Raw genomic sequence first — 18,474 nt, 5'->3', positions numbered from 1 at the left:
AGATAAATTTATATTTGGCTTTTGATGAAGTTCACAATAAAACAAATCGCTATTGTTGTTGGTGGTGAAGTTCAAGGAAATGAATCCCTTGAAATTCATGATGTGATAGAAATTGATAAACAACCCCCTGGCTCAGGATTTATTTCGTTTTTGGCCAACGAAAAATACGAAAACTTTATTTATACTACGTCTGCAGATGCTGTCATCGTAAATGAAGATTTCTCCCCCAAAAAAGAAGTCAATGCTACTCTCATTAAAGTAAAAGACCCCTACTCTGCTTTTACTACCTTGCTCGAACAATACGATAAAATGGTGAAGCTCAATAAAAGAGGGGTAGAGTCGCCTTGTTTTATTGGAACAGAAGGCGTGACCGATTGTGACAACATCTACATTGGAGCCTTTGCCTACATTGGCAAAAACTGCAAGATTGGCAAAAATGTAAAAATATATCCACATAGCTACATAGGCGATAATGTACAAATAGGTGACGAAACCATATTGTATGCAGGAGCCAAAGTATACGACAATGCCGTTATAGGTAAAGCTTGCACCATTCATGCGGGGGCTGTGATAGGTAGCGATGGTTTTGGTTTTGCTCCTCAACAAGACGGCTCTTACAGAACCATTCCTCAGCTGGGCAATGTCGTTGTAGAAGATTACGTAAGTGTAGGCTCTAATACTACCATTGACCGTGCCACACTAAGGTCGGGTAGTACTGTGATAAGGCAAGGTGCCAAACTTGATAACCTGATTCAGATAGGGCATAATGTAGAGATAGGAGAAAATACTGTAGTGGCTGCTCAGGCAGGTATATCGGGTTCTTCTAAAATTGGTAAAAACTGCGCCATTGGTGGCCAGGTAGGGCTTGCCGGGCATATCATCATTCCTGACAATACCCAGGTAGGGGCACAGTCGGGTATTAATAGCAGTATTAAGAAGAAAGGAACCAAGATTCAAGGTTATCCAGCTTTTGACTACAACGGATTTATGAAGTCGTCTGTGGTGTTCCGAAAGCTTCCCGATTTGCAAAAAAGAGTTAATCAGCTTGAGAAAAATGGGATAAGCCCAGAAGTAAGCTCAGAACTTGACAACCTCAAGAAAACAGTAAAAGAACTAGAAGAAAAAATTCTAAATATGCTTTCCTCTTAATTATGAATATTAAGCAACAAACCATAAAAAAAACAGTAACCGTCTCAGGAGTTGGGTTGCATACTGGCGTACCAGCAAACATGACGTTTTTGCCTGCTAAACCTAACCATGGAATCAAGTTCCAACGCACCGACCTGGAGGGTTCTCCTATTGTAGATGCGGACGTGGACAATGTAGTGGATTTATCAAGAGGAACTACAATTGAGCAAAGTGGAGCAAGGGTAAATACGGTAGAGCATACCTTGGCAGCTTTGGTAGGTTTAGAAATAGACAACGTATTGATACAACTTGATGGACCTGAACCTCCTATTATGGATGGAAGTTCTATTCAGTTTGTGGAAGCGTTGCAAGAAGCGGGCGTAGAGGAGCAAAACGCGCTACGTAATTACTTTGAAATAAATGAAAATATTTATTACCGGGACACCGCCAATAACATAGAAATTGGGGCATTTCCACTAAACGACTATCGTTTGACGGTAATGGTAGATTATAACTCGCCAGTATTGGGGAGCCAACATGCTACTTTGAATAATATCAAAGATTTTCCCAGTGAAATAGCTGCTTGCCGTACTTTTTGCTTTTTGCATGAGCTAGAAATGCTCTACAAGCAAAACCTGATACAAGGTGGTAATGTCAAAAATGCCATTGTGATTGTAGACAGGATGATTGATAGCTCGGAGTTAGACCACTTGAAAGAAATATTTAATCAACCTAAGGTAGAGGTACGAAAAGAAGGAATATTGAACAACGTAGAGTTACGTTTTAAAAATGAACCTGCCCGCCATAAACTACTCGATTTAGTGGGTGACCTTGCCTTGGCTGGTCGTCCTATCAAAGGGCAAATACTGGCAGCCCGCCCTGGTCATGCGGCCAATGTAGCTTTTGCCAAAAAGCTTAAAAAACATATGAAAGAGGCTAAAAACAGCATTCCTGAATATGATCCTAAGCTCCCCGCTTTGATGGATATACAAGGAATCCTCAATATTTTACCTCATCGCTACCCTTTTGCCCTTATAGATAAAATTTATCACCTTGATGATAAAACGGTGGCTGGTATCAAAAATGTAACAGTCAACGAACCCTTCTTCACAGGGCATTTTCCTGGCGAACCAGTCATGCCAGGCGTATTACAAATAGAAGCTATGGCACAAACTGGCGGTATTTTGGTGTTGCGTACCTTACCCAACCCTGACGATTACCGTGCTTATATCATCTCTATAGATAAATGTCGTTTCAAGAAAATGGTGGTTCCAGGGGATACTATTATTTTCAAATGCGAATTAAAATACCCTATCAGACGTGGAATCGCTACAATGCATGGACAAGCCTTTGTAGCAGGTGAATTAGTTTGTGAAGCTCAACTATCGGCAAGTATTGTAAAGAAAAATGAAAAATAATTCACTATCTTATATTCACCCAAATGCTAAAATTGGGGAAAATGTAGTTATAGAACCTTTCGTTTCCATCTACGATGACGTGGAAATAGGAGACGGAACCTGGATTGGTGCCAATGCTGTAATTATGTCAGGAGCCCGCATTGGGAAAAACTGCAAAGTTCACCCTGGTGCAGTCATCAGTAACATTCCGCAGGATTTGAAATTTGAAGGGGAAGACTCTCTGGCAATTGTAGGCGATAACACTATTATTAGAGAGTGTGTCACGATTAATCGTGGGACTAAATATGCCGACAAGACCCAAATAGGCAAAAATTGCTTGATTATGGCATATGTGCATATTGCTCACGATTGTTTTATTGGTGACAATTGCATCCTTTCTAATTCGGTACAGGTAGCCGGACACGTAGAAATAGGGTACCATGCCATTGTATCGGGTAACAGTGCAGTGCACCAGTTTTCAAAAATTGGTTCCCATGTCATGGTATCAGGTGGGTCGCTTGTACGCAAAGATGTGCCTCCTTTTGTAACCGCCGCCCGCGAGCCTTTGAGCTATGTTGGAGTTAACTCTATTGGGCTCGAAAGAAGAGGTTTTACCAAAGCTCGAATCAACGCCATTCAAGATACTTATCGTATTATTTTTCAGAGCGGGCTCAACACTACCAAAGCGTTGAATTTGGTAAAAGAACAAATCCCTGAATCGCCTGATCGAGAAGAAATAATTAAGTTTATTCAAAATTCTGATCGTGGCATCATGAAAGGAATCCAATAAAAATGGTGGGGGAGTGAATGGAAATTATAGCAGAGAATCTTAGCAAGAAATTTCAAAGAGATTGGATTTTTAGAAACTTAAACTTGCGCTTTCAATCCCCCCACTCTTACACTGTAGTTGGACCCAATGGCAGTGGAAAATCTACTTTACTTCAGATTTTGGCAGGGGTAGCTGCCCCCACCAATGGTGAAGTTACCTTTAAGCAACAGCAACAAACTATTTCGGTAGAGCATATCTATCGCCACTTATCTATTGCTGCACCCTACCTCGAGCTCATCGAAGAGTTTACCTTATTAGAACTGGTCAAGTTTCATAGTAGGTTTAAGCCTCTAAAAAACGACTTATCGTTGGATGAGTTTATGGATATTATGAAATTGGGAAAGGCAAGGCATAAAATGATTAAGCATTTTTCTTCAGGTATGAAACAACGCCTCAAGTTGGGGTTGGCGTTTTACACGGGTACCGAGATTATTTTGCTTGATGAACCCACCTCAAATCTCGATAATCAGGGCATTGACTGGTATCACCAGGAAATAGAAAAAAACACCCAGGATCGCTTGTTGATCTTATGTTCTAACCAAGCGTATGAATATGAATTTTGCGATGAGGTTATCGACATCACTTCTTTTAAATAGTTGCTTTTCTTTAGTTACTTTTTATTTGTGTTCAACGAGACAAATTAAGATCGTTCTGCGTATATTAGTTGCTGTTCTGTGAGTGTTTTTGTCTGCACCAAACTAGTTGGTATCTGGTAAAAATCACTTAAAATCAGCAGAATATTTTAGTTATCAAAATCAAATAATATTAATTGTTGTTAGAGGGTAAAATACAATAACTTCAAGTATAGAATCCCGTATAACAACTAACTATTAAATTCTCACAATTTTACAAAACTATGAAGAAATATAGTCTACTATTACTTTTGGCAATTTTCGCGATGGTATCGTGTAAAAAAAAGGATGAAAATAACCCAACACCAGAGCAAGTGCAAGAAGCTAAGCTGGTAGCAAGCCCGTGGAAATCTACAGGTATTTATGCTTCAGGAGCCTCTACTCCTTTACAAAACATAGGACTTACTCTTGAGTTCAAAGATGGCAACGGATCGGTAACCAATGTGGACAATACCATTATTATTAATGAGAAAACATCTACTCCTCTTACTACCCAATGGAAGGTAAACGCCGATGGAACGCTATTATCAATGAAAATTCCTAGTGCAAGTAAGATTTTGGAAGCGGGTACCTCTATTGAAAAAATTGTAACAGAGTTATTAACTGCTCCTACTACCGATTTGAAGATTACTTTGAGTGATACTGATTTGGTGATTTTTGGCGAAAGTGGTAAAAGCGTGAATATATTTGGAATTCCATTGCCAGCTGGTGCAGAGCTACGTTTTAACAAAACCGGAACTGCGGCTCCTCCTGCCACCAACAACTTCTTGACTGCCGTTACCTGGAAAGGTGAAGGCATTTATGCCAATGGTATCAAAACTAATACAGATGTGACAGCACAAACCATGAAGTTTGGAACCAATGCTTTAGGTTTAAATACGGTAACCATTACCGGAGTACCTGCCCCGGTTACCTGGTCTATCAACGATGCTGCCAACCCCACCATGCTTACGCTGATATATCCTAAAATTGGTACTACTGAGTCGCGCACTGTAGAGTTGGCAATTTCGACCTTGAGTGCTACTAACCTGAATTTAAAGGGTACTAGCTCTACCAAAGTAGATATCATAATCACCGAACTGGATGTAAACACTGAGCTAAGAATGGTTGCCCAGCAATAAGTTTTGCTTATGTTCAAAAAAATATATAAAATAAAAAAAGCTGCCCATGGGCAGCTTTTTTGGTTATAATAATAACTACTTCATTCAAGTGATTGTGATTGGTTAGTAAAAACTTACGCTTACTTGTTGCTTGAAGCTAATGGCTTGTTACTATTAATTACTTCAACCTTACCACACTTATCCCGTCTCCGCCTCGGTCGGCATGCCCATCGCTTATGCTTTCAATTTCTTTGAAATGCTTCAGGCGTTGACGAATCAGACTGCGTAAAATACCATCTCCTTTGCCATGTACTATTTGTACTTCTTGGGTACCCACCAGTATGGCATCGTCAATAAATACTTCTACTATTTTGAGTGCTTCATCACCACGTTTGCCCCGCAGGTCTAAACGACTATTGAAATGTGCCATTTTTTCGGTCAAATCCAAGCCTTTAATTTTTGAAGGGCTCACCTCTTTAGTTTGTTTTCTAAACTCCTTGCGGGTGATTTTCTCCAAACGATTGAGCTTTACTTTCGACTTCAGGTCGCCAATTCTCATGTGCACATCTTTGCCCTTGACCTCAACTACCTCACCTATAGTATTTTGCCCTTTGATACGTACCAGGCTGCCCACTTCAATCTTGCCACCTACTACTTTTATTACTTCATCTTCAGGTACTGGCTCTGCTACTGCTTCGGGTTTAAACTCCTCCTTGTAGCTGTCCAGGTCTTTGCGAAGCTCTTTAGTAGCTTGTTTTTCCGCCTTGTTTTCTCTTATTTGGCGAATGGTTTCTTCTATGCGTTGATTGGCTTGTTGTACCAAACGTTTGGCTTCTTCTTTAGCCTGGTTCATGATCTTTTTACGCTCATTGTCCAGGTGCTCTTTCAAAGATTTGTAATGCGTGGTAGTTTTTTCAAGCAACTCATTGCGTTGGGTCAATTGTTGGTTTTTGGTTTCAAAATCCTTTTTCTCAATCTCCAGGTCACGCAATACCTTATCAAAATCCACTTGTTTGCGTCCGGCTTTTTTCTGAGCCCGTTGAATTACCTCACGGGGCAACCCTATCTTGCGGGCAATTTCAAAAGCAAACGAACTACCTGGTTTGCCCATTTCCAACATATACAAAGGCTCCAGGTTTTCAACGTCAAAACGCATGGCTCCATTGATGATACGAGGGGCATTTTCGGCATAAAATTTCAGGTTGGTATAATGAGTAGTAATGACCCCACTTGCCTGAGATTGGTCGAGCTTTTCGAGAATTGCCTCGGCAATAGCCGCCCCCAATGAAGGCTCTGTTCCTGTACCAAACTCATCAATTAGAAACAATGAACGCTCGTCGGCATGCCGCAAAAAATGCTTCATGTTGGTCAAGTGAGAACTATAGGTACTCAAATCGTTTTCCAATGATTGTTCGTCGCCAATATCAATAAAAACATCGCGAAAAAAACCAATGCGGGAGTTTTCGTACATAGGTACGAGCAAACCCGACTGAAACATGTATTGCAATAAACCTACAGTTTTGAGCGAAACCGATTTACCCCCAGCATTAGGTCCTGACACTACCAATATCTTTTGCTCCTGATTGAGCAACAAAGTCAAAGGCACTACCTGTTTGCCCTGTTGTTTAAAGCTCAAATACAACAAAGGGTGACGCGCATCAGTCCAATCTACAATGGGTTGCTGTAGCATGGTAGGCAGTACCGATTGGGTATCAAGCGCAAAGCGTGCTTTAGCCCTGATAAAATCAATCATACCCAGGTAGTTGTATGCCCGGCGCAGCACTCCAATATGGGGGCGCACCTCGTTGGTGAGTTCCATCAAAATACGGACAACTTCATCGCGTTCGCGGTATTCAAGCTCACGTATTTCGTTGTTGGTATCAAATATTTCGGCAGGTTCTAAATACACGGTTTGCCCGGTAGACGATTGGTCGTGCACAAAGCCTTTGATTCTCCGTTTGTTTTCTGCCTTGACCGGAATCACCATTCTGCCTTCGCGTAAAGTGAGTGAAGCATCTTCTTTTACCAGGCCATCTTTTTTTGCCGAACTCAAAATCTCGTCCAAACGACGGCGTAAATTGCTTTGTTCTACAATAATACGGCGCCGAATGTTGTTGAGCTCAGGCGAAGCCGTATCGCGTACCTTGCCCCGGTCGTCAACAACTTCATCAATGCGTTTGATCAGGTTGCGATCTAGCTCTACCGATTGGCTCAGCTCTATCAGGTAAGGGTAGGCTTGTTCTTCTTTGTTGGCAAAAAACTGAAGGCATTCACGGATGGTCACCAACGATATTTTGAGTTCGAAAAACTCTCTTTCTGACAAAAAAGCTCCTTCCAGAGCAGCCTTTGAAAGGTAATCGTGGGTATCTATATAGTTTTGGCGAGGGAAACCCTCTTCTTGCACCAATACATCTTTAAATTCAGCCGTTTGTTTGACCAACTTTTCTACCAAATCAAATTTAGTGGAGAACTTGATTTTATCGACATAGCTCTGCCCCAATGTACTGACACAAGCTGCTTTTAAAAGTTCTCTGATTTTATCAAATCCTAATTTTTCTTCTAAATTTTTAGGATAAACCATTCTTCTATGAAATTAAATATTTTTTCAATCCCTGTTTAGCTTTTGCTAAAAGGTTCTGTTGTTGTTTACTTGTTGAGGTTTTGTAAAAACCGTAGCCCTGACGTGCATCAGGTGGATAGACAAAATTACCCGCATGGCACAATTGACACAAGGTGCTTGTCAAGGCAAAAAGTCAATTAGTAAAATTATAAGGACGTAACCATTTATACCATTTTGGGCTATTTGTGCGCGCAAAAGGTGAGTGTAGATTTATAAGAAGAAGGCTATAAGCCTCAATTATGTTTAAAGAAAAGTAAGTACAGCATCTCAGCTCCTTATTTTATATAGGTTGTAAAAATATAAATGGTATTGTAAGGGCTGCAAATATACACTTTTTTTGATTGAATAATCAAGAGAAGGGTTTGATTTTAGGTAAGGGAGTACTGATATAAAGTGAAAAATCTGTTAAACTTGATGGGGTACTGCTTCTTTTTGAACTTAGCCCTTACTTTTGGGCATTAATTATAGAACTTGTTTAAGGTTTTTTCAAATAATTCAAAATGGTTCTTTTACCCATATACTTCGTTGTGAAAATGCTCATTTAGCTAGGCTAAACTCCGCCTTCCACGCCTCGTCTATGTGAAAAATTACTCATTTTGCTCTCAATGCCAAAACCTTAAACAAGTTCATTGTAAACATAACCCTTATAAACTTATGAAATTAAAATACATTCTATCCATGCTTACCCTGGTAGCTGTAGTTTTTGCGGCCGATATAGCAAGTGCCCAGAAAAAGATGCGTGGCTTAGACAAAAGCCCCTTAGACATGGCTTATCCTCGTCGTGGTGCCAAAAAAGTAAAAGTAATTTATAGCCGCCCTTACAAAAAAGGGCGTGACATCTTTGGTGGCATTGTCAAGTATGACAAGCTGTGGCGTACTGGTGCCAACGAAGCCACCGAAATCAGATTTGCCCAAGATGTAAAATTTGGCGGTAAAGCTATAAAAGCAGGTACTTATGCTTTGTTTACGGTGCCAGGCAAAGACAAATGGACCATTATTTTGAACAAAGATTATGATCAGTGGGGGACATCTGGTTACAAAGAAGCCAACGATGTGGCACGTATAGAAGTACCAGCTAAAAATGATGCAAAGAAAAGCCTCGAAAATTTTTCTATCCGTTTTGGTGGCAACGATAAAGACCTGACTATGGTATTGGGCTGGGACAAAACCAGGGTACGCGTACCTATGAGTTTTTAAATGTAAATATTTTTGACTCTAGTTTATTGAACAATAAAAAGGCTTGCCTGAAAGGGCGGGCTTTTTTTATGGCATAAAGGCAGCTTGGGGTGGGCTTTATTTGCCTCTGCCCCTTGGCTAAATTATCTGCTTGTAACTATTTGCAACCACCTCAAAACAGCGTTGTAGAAGGGCAACCCAAGTAAACTCAAAACTCCAACCAAGTTTTTTCTGGGTAAAACCCTTCTTGAAAACCTACCTGTAGTTTACCCAGGCAATGTACTGATAATTAATGACTTATGCCATTGTTTTGCCCCAGTAAAACTTGTGGCAAATGCTGGGGAATAAAGTATACAAAAAGTAAACATGCGGGTAGTGGGCTTGTATTGTTGGGGGAAACCCTTTTACCTTTGTGTGCATAATTTAAAATATTTTGTTTCACCCAAAAACTGGCACATCACCTAAGGAATAGTACCAAAATAAATTTACATTTTTAACGTCATCTTTCGCTGACAGAATTCGTTAAAAAAACTTGCCGTAGCGCTGCTATGACGCGTTTTTTTGCCTCTTCTGCCAACAAAATATTTTGTTAAACTATAGAACTTTATTTTTACACCATTCCTAAGCCAAGCAAACAATGCATACACCTAAAAAAAACAACCAACACAACAACATCCCCTACTCATCTACCAGGCAATATTCTGGCAGCCCTTACAAAAGTAAGATGACACCTGTACCTGCCAAGCACCGCAATATAGATAGGAGTGCAGCGCGCAACAAACAGTTTGCTCACCTGGCAACGCTCGCCCCCACCCCAAAAAGCACTACCGGGGGCTACTACAGCCGCAAGGGTAAGTACCTGGGCAGCCACGACCAAGCCAACGACACTGTATACCTGGTAACCAACAAAAAAGAACGCAAGGCAATAAAAGATGCCCACAAGCACGGGGCTTGTACCCCCTTAAGCGAGGTACGCTCGGCGGTGGTGCTGCCCAGCTATGCGGTGCGCCAGGCAATGCTAGAGGCGGTCAAACGTTCTAACCAACCCAATACCACCGTAGGCGATAAAAAGGGGGGCTTTCACGAAGAAGGGGGGATGTTTGGGCTTGATAATGACGGCAACGAGAATATAGTAGAGGCGTTGCCTGGAGAGTATGCTGTACCTGGTCCTGGAGTAAAGGCTAGTGTAGATGTATTTAGTGGAGAAACCTCAACCGATAACCTTAAAACCATTCATGGCACTTACCATGTGCACCCTAAAGGCACAGCTGTGGATGAAAATGGTATACAACATGAGTTTGAGCAATTTCCTTCCCATAACAAAGCAAAAAACGAAGGCGACATACCCAACGCCCAACGACGCGCCAACCCCGACAAAGACGCCAACCCTTACCATGTAACAGGCAATAGCTATGTATTGGGGGCAGGTAACAAAACCGTGTATATTTACAATGGTAATGGGGTAGTGGCTACCATGCCGCTTAAACATTTTGTGAAAATTAAATAAATGACTCAACAATGAAAAAGGCATTCATAGTAATATGCGGGATATTATTTGTTTCAAATCTTATGTATGCACAAAGTCCCAAAGGACTGGTAAGTTTTTTTAAAGATGGTAAAGAAATCAAATTGCAAGACGATTTTAAGATTTATATAGTATTGCAAGATTCGCTCAAAACTACGGTAATAAAACCTGTGATTAAGAATAATAGTTTTTTTATACCCAATTTTAAAGAAGGGCAAAAGGGAATGCTTGTGTTTAAGTATAGAAAATACTTGATAGGCTTTACCCAAAGGGTTGATATGAAACAGGACATTGCTTATGATTTTGGAATAGATTACAAGCCTTTTAACAAAAGGTTTACGAGAAACAAAAATCTCAAAGGAGTAAAGTACATTGACTATGTAGCTTGGCCTTATTCTGAATCGTTGGGAATACGCCTTGTTAAACACCCCAAAAAATACCGCCGCAAAATACTCCAGCTGATAGAGTAGCTAAAGGCTGGTTTGTCAAACATTTTGTGAAAATTAAATAAAGTAAGATGAAAAAAATACTCTTCACTACCTGCCTGGCTTTGTGCCTGGCAGGTAGTGCCTTTGGGCAGCCATACATAAGAACGGTTAGCTTTACCAAAGACGGCAAAAAGGTACAGCTACACGATGACTTTAAGATTTATTTGGTGTTGGAAGATTCGCTCAAAGCTACCATTATAAAGCCTGTGATCAAAAACAATAGTTTTATCAACCCTCGGTTTGAAAAAGGGCAAAGGGGAACGATAATTTTTCGTCATAAAAAATATTTGATGTGGTTTACAACTCAGTTGTATTCAGACCAAAACGAGTACTTTAACTTTGGAGTAGACTACCATCCCTTTAACAAAGAACACGTTAGGGAGAAAAGGCTTAAAGGAATAAAATACCTGTATTATCTTGAGTTTACTAACTCATGCATAGTAGGAGAAATAAAACACCCCAAAAAATACCGTCGCAAAATACTCCAGCTGATAGAGTAGCTAAAGGCTGGTTTGTCAAACATTTTGTGAAAATTAAATAAAATCACGTGCAAAAAATACTCATTACTACCTGCTTGGTTTTGTGCCTGGCGGGTAGTGCCTTTGGGCAACGCCATAAAGTGTCAGTAAGTTTTTTTAAAGACGGTAAAAAGGTAGTCCTCAAAGACGATTTTAAGATTTATATCGTGCTGCAAGACTCGCTCAAAACTACGGTTATAAAGCCCGTGATAAAGAATAATGGTTTTGTGATGCCTATTTGTGAAAAATATGACAGAAGGGTTATTGTATTTCAGTATAAAGGGTATTTACTTGATTTTGAAAGAGATGTTCATTTTAAAGGTTCAATGTCTTATCGTTTTGGAATAGATCAAAAGCCATTTACTAAAGAGCACCGTAAAGATATAAAACAACATAAGCTAAATAAAATTCAGCGTATCCATTATTTAAAGCCATACATTAAAGATGATGGCATAGTTGAGACCATTTTTGTACCTAATATAAAAAGGAATAACCTGCAAATAATGAAGCTCATCAAGTAACCCACAGTTTCGCTCAAGTATTTTATAAAAATAAAATCAAATGCAAAAAATACTCTTCACTACCTGCCTGGTTTTGTGCCTGGCGGGTAGTGCCTTTGGGCAACGCCATAAAGTGTCAGTAAGTTTTTTTAAAGACGGTAAAAAGGTAGTCCTCAAAGACGATTTTAAGATTTATATCGTGCTGCAAGACTCGCTCAAAACTACGGTAATAAAACCTGTAGTTAAGAATAATAGTTTTTTTATACCCAATTTTGAAGAAGGACAAAAAGGGAGTGTTATTTTTAGACATAAGAAATATTTAATAAGATTTTACCATAGTTTGTATATAAAACAAAATATAAGCTATCATTTCATGGTCGACTATAAACCCTTTGATAAAGAATATATTTGGGGAGAAAATCTGCAAGGCGTTAAATACTTTTATTATGCAAAATGGCCTTTGTCTAAGTCGTATGGAATACATCCTGTAAAACACCCCAAAAAATACCGCCGCAAAATACTCAAGCTGATAGAGTAGTTAAGTGTAAGCCCCACTCAAGCACGCCTTGGGTGGGGCTTTTTTGTTGTTCTTGAGATACCAAAGGCACTTACACTAGAGAAGGAAAATAGGCTTGTGCCAAATATTATTTGTGTTGCAAGGGTTTGCTACTGTGTTGCACGGGGAAAAAACTATGTCGCAAGGCTTTATACCTATGTCACGCCAAATATTGTTTGTGCCGCAGGGGTTTACTACCGTGTTGCACGGGGGCAAAACTATGTCACAAGGCTTTATATCCTCACTGGCTTAAGTTGTTAAGCCTTGAAATAGGAGAAAGTTTTTAATTTTCGTTCACAAGCAAGTTAAAACCTTGCCTCTATTCTTAGGTATGAAGTCTGAAGACTTAAACCAGTAAGGTTAAACTAATAAAGTAAATGCTAACTTCTTTTGGTAATAAATACAAACATTGCTGCTCGCTGTGCCATAGCAGGCGGTGGTGAAGGCGATACTGGGGTACCACCACAGCAACCACCGTATATTTTTGCCATTTCTGCGGGGGTTAACCTTGCCGAATCAAGGCTTTGCTTCCTTTTTGTTTTTTTCATCGTTACTATTTTTTTAGTTCAATTTCCTTCTACTATCTGGGCAAACATCATTTATTATACTGTAACAGGTGGTGGTGGTGGTGGTTCTTCTTTATCACCACAGCATCCCCCGTATATTTGGGCCATTTCTGCGGGGGTTAACCTTGCCGAATCAAGGCTTTGCTTCTTTTTTGTTTTTTTCATCGTTACTATTTTTAAATTTGCAGTATATCTTAGCAATAAGCAACGGCAATTTAACTATTAGAATCTAAATTATGAAGCAATTACTTTGTCTGGCGTGCACCATGCTCTTACTTACTAACCCAGGAGCATACTCTCAAAGCAACCAGTACCACAACCTTTACCAAAGGGCGTATGACCTAGCCATTACTCAACCTGACTCTAGCCTATACCATAGCCAGCAAGCCCTTAAACTTGCCCATAGCTCTAAAGAAAAATACAATACTTATACCTTATTGGCTTATGCTGCGGGTAAATTATGTTCTTATACATTGGCTATTAATAGCCTTAGACAAGCCCAAAAGCACGCGCCAGATTCTAATGCATATATCAAGGTAAATATACGTATTGCTACTCATTACTTTAACTCAGGCAATTATATTCAAACCAAAAAAGTTACTCAACAAAACATTGATTTTTTACAGCGTCACAAGCAATTTATTGACTTGAGTTATGCTTATGATATATTAAGTGGAATTCTTTTGGAAGAAAAAAAAGAAAGTGCGTTGCCTGTTTTGCGGCAAGCCCTGGGGTTGCGCCAAAAGTATGCCCCTGAGCGGGTAGGAGGCATTTACGAAAGCCTTGCCCAGGCGTTTTTTAGGTTTAGAGTATACGATTCGGCGGCTTATTACCAGCACCAGATCATCACCCGCCTACCCACCAATGCCCCCACCGACGAGCAAGCCTACCACTACGCCACCCTTGCCAAGTATTTGAGTTTTGACCGCCGCCCCGATAAGGCCTTGCCCTGGCTGCAGCGCGCCGAAGAAATATGTTGCCGCCAAGCCGAACCTGCCCTGTTTGTGGCGCAAGCCCGTGCCTTGTGGCAGTGGGCCAGCCAAAACGCCCAGGTAGCCCAAGCCGACTTTAAACGGCTCGACTCGCTCATGAGTGCTGCCATGCAAGCCAAAACCCACCTGATAGACAAACGTGCCCTCAACAAAAAACACATCAGGCTCTACCGCGATATATTGCAAGCTGCTGCTTTGCCCACTGCCCTACACGACAAGTACGCCGCCAAGCTGGAAGCAGCCCAGGCGTGGTATGCCAACTATAGCCAGCATCTGGCCACCCAAGACCAACGCCGGGCTCAAGCACTGGCTGCCCAGCTTGCCCAGGCACGCGCCCAACGTTGGTATGGCACCAGGTTGCCCTTGTATTTGGGTTTGGGGGCGGTGTTGTTGTTGTTGGCTTGGTTTATAAGGGGGTGGCAACAACGCCTGCTACCCGAACAACGCCAGTTGCAAAACGAAAAAGCCTTGATCAAAACCTTGCGCCAAAAGTTGGGGCGTCAGTTGAGCACCAACGAAACCCAGCTTGCCACGTTGATGTATAGGGGCAAGAGCTTTGCTGAGTTGGCGGCGCTTTTGGGCACCAACCGCGACAAGGTAAAATACCACGCAAAAAAACTCGCCGAAGAAGCCCACATAGACTCGCTTTTTCAGTTTGTGACCGATTTTAAGGCACAACACCAAAAAAAAGTTGCTTTGAAATTTTGGGTAAAACAACCCACCAGATAGCCCCCCTAATTCCCCAGCTTACCCGTTGCGCCTCAGATAGTTATCCCACCTTTTTACCCCAGTCATTGGGCTGGGTAACCCAAGTATACAAAAAGAAAACATTCGTGTAAGTCCGTTAAAATACCTTGTTTGGTGTATTGGCGGACTTTACTTTTGTGTCAATGTTTTCCTCGTATATCTGCAATAAGCATCGCCGAATCGGGGAATAAATCGGGGGGCTTTTGCCTCCTGATTTTTGTCAAACAAAGGGTTTGGCATACACACAAAGCATGTAGTGTTAGTTGAGTGGTTGTAACACATCACAGGGATAAAGCTTAAGGGGCGGCTACTGGCTGCCTTCTTAACTATGCCTGGTGGGTAACAAGGCTAACAACGATTATAAACTACCAATGAAAATAGGTGTGATTAATTTTTATAAAGACCAGAGAAGGTGGTTGCAACGCCTTTGATACCTCTAAGTTTATCAGTATACAGTAGTGTGTATACTGTTGCATTAAGTAGGGCTTAAAGGGTGGCTTTTGGTTGCCCTTTAGCTTTTTAGCCGGGAGTCAGCAGACGGTAGTCGATAGAAGAAAAACATCAAACAATATAAAAACACAAATAAATGAAAAAAATCTTAGACAAACTCAAAAAACGCTTGTTGCCAGGCAAGCGCAAAAATACAGGCAAAAAAAACAAAGTAGAATTGCCTCCGGTATTGTTGCCTATCGACGAGGTTGTGCAGGCGCGCGAAGCCAAACTGGCTCACTTGCGCGCCACCTGCGACGAGGTAATAGAAAAACTCCGCAACGGTGAAAGGCTCACTCCTTACGACCAGGTGCGTACTCAAATAGCGATTCAGGAGTTGATTAATAGTCGTTTTTAGACGATAGTTAGTAGTCGGGAGCTACTATAGGGGCAAGCTTTTAGCGACAAGTCGCAAGTCCTTAGATACCGATATGTATTGGCATTTAGGGGCTTAAACTCCTATTATTTGGGATGAGTTTTGTTTTTTGACGAACTTCAAAAATCGCCGAAATAATCGAGGCTACAGTTCTACTGTGCTGAGCTCTACTTTAGCTAATGGGTTAGGTATTTAGTGTTTAAGGTACTAGTGCATTGGGTACTAAATTCCTATCATATTACTCGGAGTCTTTAGCCCGCTTACTTTACTTCAAAAAGTTTACGTAGCTTTGGCTATGCGCACTTTTTGAAGTGCGTCAGCAAACAAAATACCCTCGAATAAATAATATATTTATTTAATCCCCAATGCACTAGCCAATTCTTACCCCTGTAATCAAAATATCGTCTACTTGTTTGTAATGGTTTTGTTGCCAGTCGGCAAGCTGTTGTTCGAGTATTTGTTGTTGTTGAGGCATAGGCTTTTGGTGTATAGAGTACAGCAACTCCCTAAAGCGTCGTGACATAAATTTCCTGCCTTCTGCTCCACCAAATTGGTCTTGGTAACCGTCTGAGTACATATAAAGCGTGGTGGGCGAGGCTATGTCGATGGTGTGGCAGGTGTAGTGGTGCTCTTTTTTGAGCCGGGCACCACCTACAGGTATTTTGTCACCTTTGACTACATGCACCTCGTTATTTTGCACATATACCAAAGGGTTTTTTGCCCCGCTAAACTGCATGACTTGGGCTTGTGGGTCAATGGTTACAATCGTTAAGTCCATTCCATCCCGGTTACCCGTTTCTTTTTGTTTGAGTACCCGGCGAATGCCCAAGTCGAGCTCCTGAAGAATAAGGTCGGGTTGGTACTCCTTGCGCTGGTACACAATTTCGGTTAACAGCTCATTGCCTATCATACTCATAAACCCACCTGGCACCCCATGCCCGGTACAATCGGCCGCCGCCAGAATAAGCAACGACTGGCTTTGATGAGTTTCTACACGGGTAAACCAATAAAAATCACCACTTACCGTGTCTCTGGGTTTGTACAACACAAAACAATCGGCAAAGTTTTCTTTAATTTCCTGAATATCCGGCAGCATTGCCTGTTGTATTTTTTGTGCATAATTGATGCTGGAGGTAATTTGTACATGTTGATCTTCAATGGCAGTTTTTTGTTCGTCTAGCAAATCCCGTTGCGCGGTAATTTCTTCGTTTTGAGTGATTAATTCGGCGTTTTTCTCGGCAATTTCACGGGTTCTTAGCCTTACCTTATCTTCCAGGTCTTCATTGATTTGTTTTTGTACCTTGAGGGTTTCCCGGTGTGCTTCGTCTCGTTCCTGAGTAAGCACTTTTAGCTTATCGGCAAGGGCTACCGAGAGTAAAATAGCCTCTAAAGCCGAACCAATGGCGGCAGTATGGCTGGTAAAGAAATTGGTAGGCAACACCCCAAAGTTTTTGAGTATGAGTATAATGGCACCCAACACAAAGGTAAACCAGGCAATACAAAAGTACCGGGCAGGCCTATAGTTTTCGAGCAACCTGATTACCCCAGCGGCAAGCATGAGTATCAGGCTGATGACCGAAATCAATGCACTTATTTTGAGTGCTATCTGGTAAGGCGGAAACAAAATGACCACAAAACCAAGGTTGGCGTATTTGGCTATATTCAGGGTTTTGTGCAACCACTTTACACGTGACTCATGAGTAAGCAAAAAGCCTTGTGTAAAAGCTACGCTGGCAAAGGTAGACACCAACATCAAAAAAGGCATGCAATGGTTGGTCCACCACACAGCGTTAGGCCAGAGGTATTGGTAAGCCAAGCCCTGCAACGACAATTGAATAAGCCCAAAACAGCCCACATATACAATATAATAAGCATAACTGATGCTTTTGAGGCTCATTGCCACAAACATATTGTACAAAATAACGGCTAGTATAATGCCTACATACCCTCCCCAAAAATAAAGTTCATTGTTGGTGTTTTCGGCAAACGCTACGGGTTGCCAGGCAGTAAGCAGTATTTGCATAGAGGTTTGAGATTGTAAGCGAAAAAAGTAGGTGTATTGGGTGTGGGCAGGTATGAGGGTCGGGAAAACATTTTTTCTGTATTTTACCAGTCGCTGTTTAAAGGGGTATTTTGAGCCTCCTTTTGCTTTGAATATCACTTGCGTGTTTTGATCAACCACAAATAAGTCGATGTAATGAGTAATAGGATAACCGTTTTCTATGATCCACTGAACAGGCTTGTTGTCTGGATTGTATAAATTGACCCTGACCCAGTAAGTAGTATTGGTTAAGCCAAAATTGGGCTGGGGGTGGGTGTTGGTGCTAAAGTGGGCTTTGCCCGCAAGTAGGTCTTGTAACGAGTAAGTGCCCGCACTATCGGCAAATATTCCGATGTGTTTGCTCAAAGCATATTGGTTTTGGGCAGGGTTCAACGAAAGCCTGGGCTGTGCCTGTGTAGCACAGGAAATAAACAAGAGTAATAATAAGAAGCTCTGCTTCATTGCTTTGCGTATCGTATAAGCAGTTGTCAACAAAGTACAGGTAGCCTGACTCACTGGTTTTAGTTGTATGAAATTTTTGTCATAGCGCATAGTAAAAATTAAGAAGAATGGTATTATCTACACACAAAAAAATAGCCAGACTCAAGTGGTTTATCAGCTTAAAAATAGAGTCAGGCAAATGTTTTTTTGCGCAAAATTAACCAAAGTTTTAAATATTATAGCATCATAGGCTTATTTATGTGTTGACAACCAAGGTACTCTACCCGACGGTTTTTCAGGGTTGGAAGTTTTGGTTCCATTTTTCATGAGCAACCGCTATTACCTTAAATAAT

General features: G+C 41.1%; 18 protein-coding genes. 14 read left to right on the top strand and 4 right to left on the bottom strand.

Features of this window, described 5'->3' with window-relative positions; all coding sequences use genetic code 11:
* The first annotated feature begins 24 nt into the window (after positions 1 to 24).
* The 5 genes from lpxD to Q0954_RS23570 all read left to right on the top strand — a co-directional run bounded on the left by lpxD (position 25) and on the right by Q0954_RS23570 (position 5,107).
* The gene (gene lpxD / locus Q0954_RS23590; protein ID WP_299461102.1) at positions 25 to 1,149 is read left to right on the top strand and encodes a UDP-3-O-(3-hydroxymyristoyl)glucosamine N-acyltransferase; all 1,125 of its coding nucleotides are present in this window, start codon (positions 25 to 27) and stop codon (positions 1,147 to 1,149) included.
* 2 nt (positions 1,150 to 1,151) lie between these two features.
* Positions 1,152 to 2,546 (top strand): bifunctional UDP-3-O-[3-hydroxymyristoyl] N-acetylglucosamine deacetylase/3-hydroxyacyl-ACP dehydratase, encoded by a 1,395-nt coding sequence (locus tag Q0954_RS23585; RefSeq protein WP_002697787.1) that lies wholly within the window; start codon positions 1,152 to 1,154, stop codon positions 2,544 to 2,546.
* Positions 2,536 to 3,315, top strand: a complete 780-nt coding sequence (lpxA, locus tag Q0954_RS23580) for an acyl-ACP--UDP-N-acetylglucosamine O-acyltransferase (RefSeq protein ID WP_299461098.1) — start codon at positions 2,536 to 2,538, stop codon at positions 3,313 to 3,315. Before Q0954_RS23585 ends, lpxA begins: the two co-directional genes overlap by 11 nt.
* Positions 3,316 to 3,332: 17 nt before the next feature.
* Positions 3,333 to 3,950, top strand: coding sequence for an ABC transporter ATP-binding protein (locus Q0954_RS23575; protein ID WP_299461096.1), 618 nt, complete (start codon positions 3,333 to 3,335; stop codon positions 3,948 to 3,950).
* A gap of 260 nt (positions 3,951 to 4,210) precedes the next feature.
* Entirely contained in the window at positions 4,211 to 5,107 is an 897-nt protein-coding gene (locus Q0954_RS23570; RefSeq protein WP_299461094.1) for a hypothetical protein, read from the top strand.
* Between the two features lie 157 nt (positions 5,108 to 5,264).
* Here the strand turns inward: Q0954_RS23570 and Q0954_RS23565 are convergent, their stop codons facing one another.
* On the bottom strand, positions 5,265 to 7,667 hold the full coding sequence (locus tag Q0954_RS23565) for an endonuclease MutS2 (RefSeq protein ID WP_299461092.1): 2,403 nt from the start codon (positions 7,665 to 7,667) through the stop codon (positions 5,265 to 5,267).
* 693 nt (positions 7,668 to 8,360) lie between these two features.
* Here Q0954_RS23565 and Q0954_RS23560 point away from each other — a divergent pair.
* The 7 genes from Q0954_RS23560 to Q0954_RS23530 all read left to right on the top strand — a co-directional run bounded on the left by Q0954_RS23560 (position 8,361) and on the right by Q0954_RS23530 (position 12,722).
* Entirely contained in the window at positions 8,361 to 8,903 is a 543-nt protein-coding gene (locus Q0954_RS23560) for a DUF2911 domain-containing protein (protein ID WP_299461090.1), read from the top strand.
* Between the two features lie 616 nt (positions 8,904 to 9,519).
* Positions 9,520 to 10,389 (top strand): hypothetical protein, encoded by an 870-nt coding sequence (locus Q0954_RS23555; RefSeq protein WP_299461088.1) that lies wholly within the window; start codon positions 9,520 to 9,522, stop codon positions 10,387 to 10,389.
* Positions 10,390 to 10,451: 62 nt separating this feature from the next.
* A complete protein-coding gene (locus Q0954_RS23550) occupies positions 10,452 to 10,877 on the top strand; it encodes a hypothetical protein (RefSeq protein WP_299461086.1) in 426 nt (141 codons plus the stop codon).
* 47 nt (positions 10,878 to 10,924) lie between these two features.
* Positions 10,925 to 11,395 (top strand): hypothetical protein, encoded by a 471-nt coding sequence (locus Q0954_RS23545; RefSeq protein ID WP_299461083.1) that lies wholly within the window; start codon positions 10,925 to 10,927, stop codon positions 11,393 to 11,395.
* A gap of 47 nt (positions 11,396 to 11,442) precedes the next feature.
* Positions 11,443 to 11,934 carry a hypothetical protein gene (locus Q0954_RS23540; RefSeq protein WP_299461081.1) on the top strand — a complete coding sequence of 164 codons (492 nt, stop codon included), beginning with the start codon at positions 11,443 to 11,445 and terminating at the stop codon, positions 11,932 to 11,934.
* Between the two features lie 40 nt (positions 11,935 to 11,974).
* Positions 11,975 to 12,451 carry a hypothetical protein gene (locus tag Q0954_RS23535; RefSeq protein ID WP_299461079.1) on the top strand — a complete coding sequence of 159 codons (477 nt, stop codon included), beginning with the start codon at positions 11,975 to 11,977 and terminating at the stop codon, positions 12,449 to 12,451.
* 94 nt (positions 12,452 to 12,545) lie between these two features.
* Positions 12,546 to 12,722: a hypothetical protein gene (locus Q0954_RS23530; protein ID WP_299461077.1), complete on the top strand. Its 177-nt coding sequence runs from the start codon at positions 12,546 to 12,548 to the stop codon at positions 12,720 to 12,722.
* 127 nt (positions 12,723 to 12,849) lie between these two features.
* On the opposite strand, the gene Q0954_RS23525 is transcribed toward Q0954_RS23530, so the two are convergent.
* Positions 12,850 to 13,017 carry a hypothetical protein gene (locus Q0954_RS23525; protein ID WP_299461075.1) on the bottom strand — a complete coding sequence of 56 codons (168 nt, stop codon included), beginning with the start codon at positions 13,015 to 13,017 and terminating at the stop codon, positions 12,850 to 12,852.
* A gap of 54 nt (positions 13,018 to 13,071) precedes the next feature.
* Positions 13,072 to 13,200 (bottom strand): hypothetical protein, encoded by a 129-nt coding sequence (locus Q0954_RS23520; protein ID WP_299461073.1) that lies wholly within the window; start codon positions 13,198 to 13,200, stop codon positions 13,072 to 13,074.
* 71 nt (positions 13,201 to 13,271) lie between these two features.
* On the opposite strand from Q0954_RS23520, the gene Q0954_RS23515 reads away from it, so the two are divergent.
* Both Q0954_RS23515 and Q0954_RS23510 read left to right on the top strand, forming a co-directional pair.
* Entirely contained in the window at positions 13,272 to 14,756 is a 1,485-nt protein-coding gene (locus Q0954_RS23515; protein WP_299461071.1) for a hypothetical protein, read from the top strand.
* A 604-nt stretch (positions 14,757 to 15,360) separates the two neighbouring features.
* A complete protein-coding gene (locus tag Q0954_RS23510) occupies positions 15,361 to 15,621 on the top strand; it encodes a hypothetical protein (RefSeq protein WP_299461069.1) in 261 nt (86 codons plus the stop codon).
* A gap of 388 nt (positions 15,622 to 16,009) precedes the next feature.
* Here Q0954_RS23510 and Q0954_RS23505 read toward each other — a convergent pair whose 3' ends face one another.
* Positions 16,010 to 18,142, bottom strand: a complete 2,133-nt coding sequence (locus Q0954_RS23505) for a 7TM diverse intracellular signaling domain-containing protein (RefSeq protein WP_299461067.1) — start codon at positions 18,140 to 18,142, stop codon at positions 16,010 to 16,012.
* Positions 18,143 to 18,474 lie beyond the last annotated feature (332 nt).

Origin of the sequence: uncultured Microscilla sp., assembly GCF_947493425.1 — a bacterium.
In the GTDB taxonomy this organism is placed as follows: domain Bacteria; phylum Bacteroidota; class Bacteroidia; order Cytophagales; family Microscillaceae; genus Microscilla.
Note: the sequence above shows the minus strand (reverse complement) of the source record. Positions and strands in the feature narration are given on the sequence as shown.

What these genes read in the sequence shown, in the direction of transcription:
- lpxD (WP_299461102.1), top strand. Translation starts at nt 25, where the DNA reads ATGAAGTTCACAATAAAACAAATCGCTATTGTTGTTGGTGGTGAAGTT.
- Q0954_RS23585 (WP_002697787.1), top strand. Translation starts at nt 1,152, where the DNA reads ATGAATATTAAGCAACAAACCATAAAAAAAACAGTAACCGTCTCAGGA.
- lpxA (WP_299461098.1), top strand. Translation starts at nt 2,536, where the DNA reads ATGAAAAATAATTCACTATCTTATATTCACCCAAATGCTAAAATTGGG.
- Q0954_RS23575 (WP_299461096.1), top strand. Translation starts at nt 3,333, where the DNA reads ATGGAAATTATAGCAGAGAATCTTAGCAAGAAATTTCAAAGAGATTGG.
- Q0954_RS23570 (WP_299461094.1), top strand. Translation starts at nt 4,211, where the DNA reads ATGAAGAAATATAGTCTACTATTACTTTTGGCAATTTTCGCGATGGTA.
- Q0954_RS23565 (WP_299461092.1), bottom strand. Translation starts at nt 7,667, where the DNA reads ATGGTTTATCCTAAAAATTTAGAAGAAAAATTAGGATTTGATAAAATC.
- Q0954_RS23560 (WP_299461090.1), top strand. Translation starts at nt 8,361, where the DNA reads ATGAAATTAAAATACATTCTATCCATGCTTACCCTGGTAGCTGTAGTT.
- Q0954_RS23555 (WP_299461088.1), top strand. Translation starts at nt 9,520, where the DNA reads ATGCATACACCTAAAAAAAACAACCAACACAACAACATCCCCTACTCA.
- Q0954_RS23550 (WP_299461086.1), top strand. Translation starts at nt 10,452, where the DNA reads ATGTATGCACAAAGTCCCAAAGGACTGGTAAGTTTTTTTAAAGATGGT.
- Q0954_RS23545 (WP_299461083.1), top strand. Translation starts at nt 10,925, where the DNA reads ATGAAAAAAATACTCTTCACTACCTGCCTGGCTTTGTGCCTGGCAGGT.
- Q0954_RS23535 (WP_299461079.1), top strand. Translation starts at nt 11,975, where the DNA reads ATGCAAAAAATACTCTTCACTACCTGCCTGGTTTTGTGCCTGGCGGGT.
- Q0954_RS23525 (WP_299461075.1), bottom strand. Translation starts at nt 13,017, where the DNA reads ATGAAAAAAACAAAAAGGAAGCAAAGCCTTGATTCGGCAAGGTTAACC.
- Q0954_RS23520 (WP_299461073.1), bottom strand. Translation starts at nt 13,200, where the DNA reads ATGAAAAAAACAAAAAAGAAGCAAAGCCTTGATTCGGCAAGGTTAACC.
- Q0954_RS23515 (WP_299461071.1), top strand. Translation starts at nt 13,272, where the DNA reads ATGAAGCAATTACTTTGTCTGGCGTGCACCATGCTCTTACTTACTAAC.
- Q0954_RS23510 (WP_299461069.1), top strand. Translation starts at nt 15,361, where the DNA reads ATGAAAAAAATCTTAGACAAACTCAAAAAACGCTTGTTGCCAGGCAAG.
- Q0954_RS23505 (WP_299461067.1), bottom strand. Translation starts at nt 18,142, where the DNA reads ATGAAGCAGAGCTTCTTATTATTACTCTTGTTTATTTCCTGTGCTACA.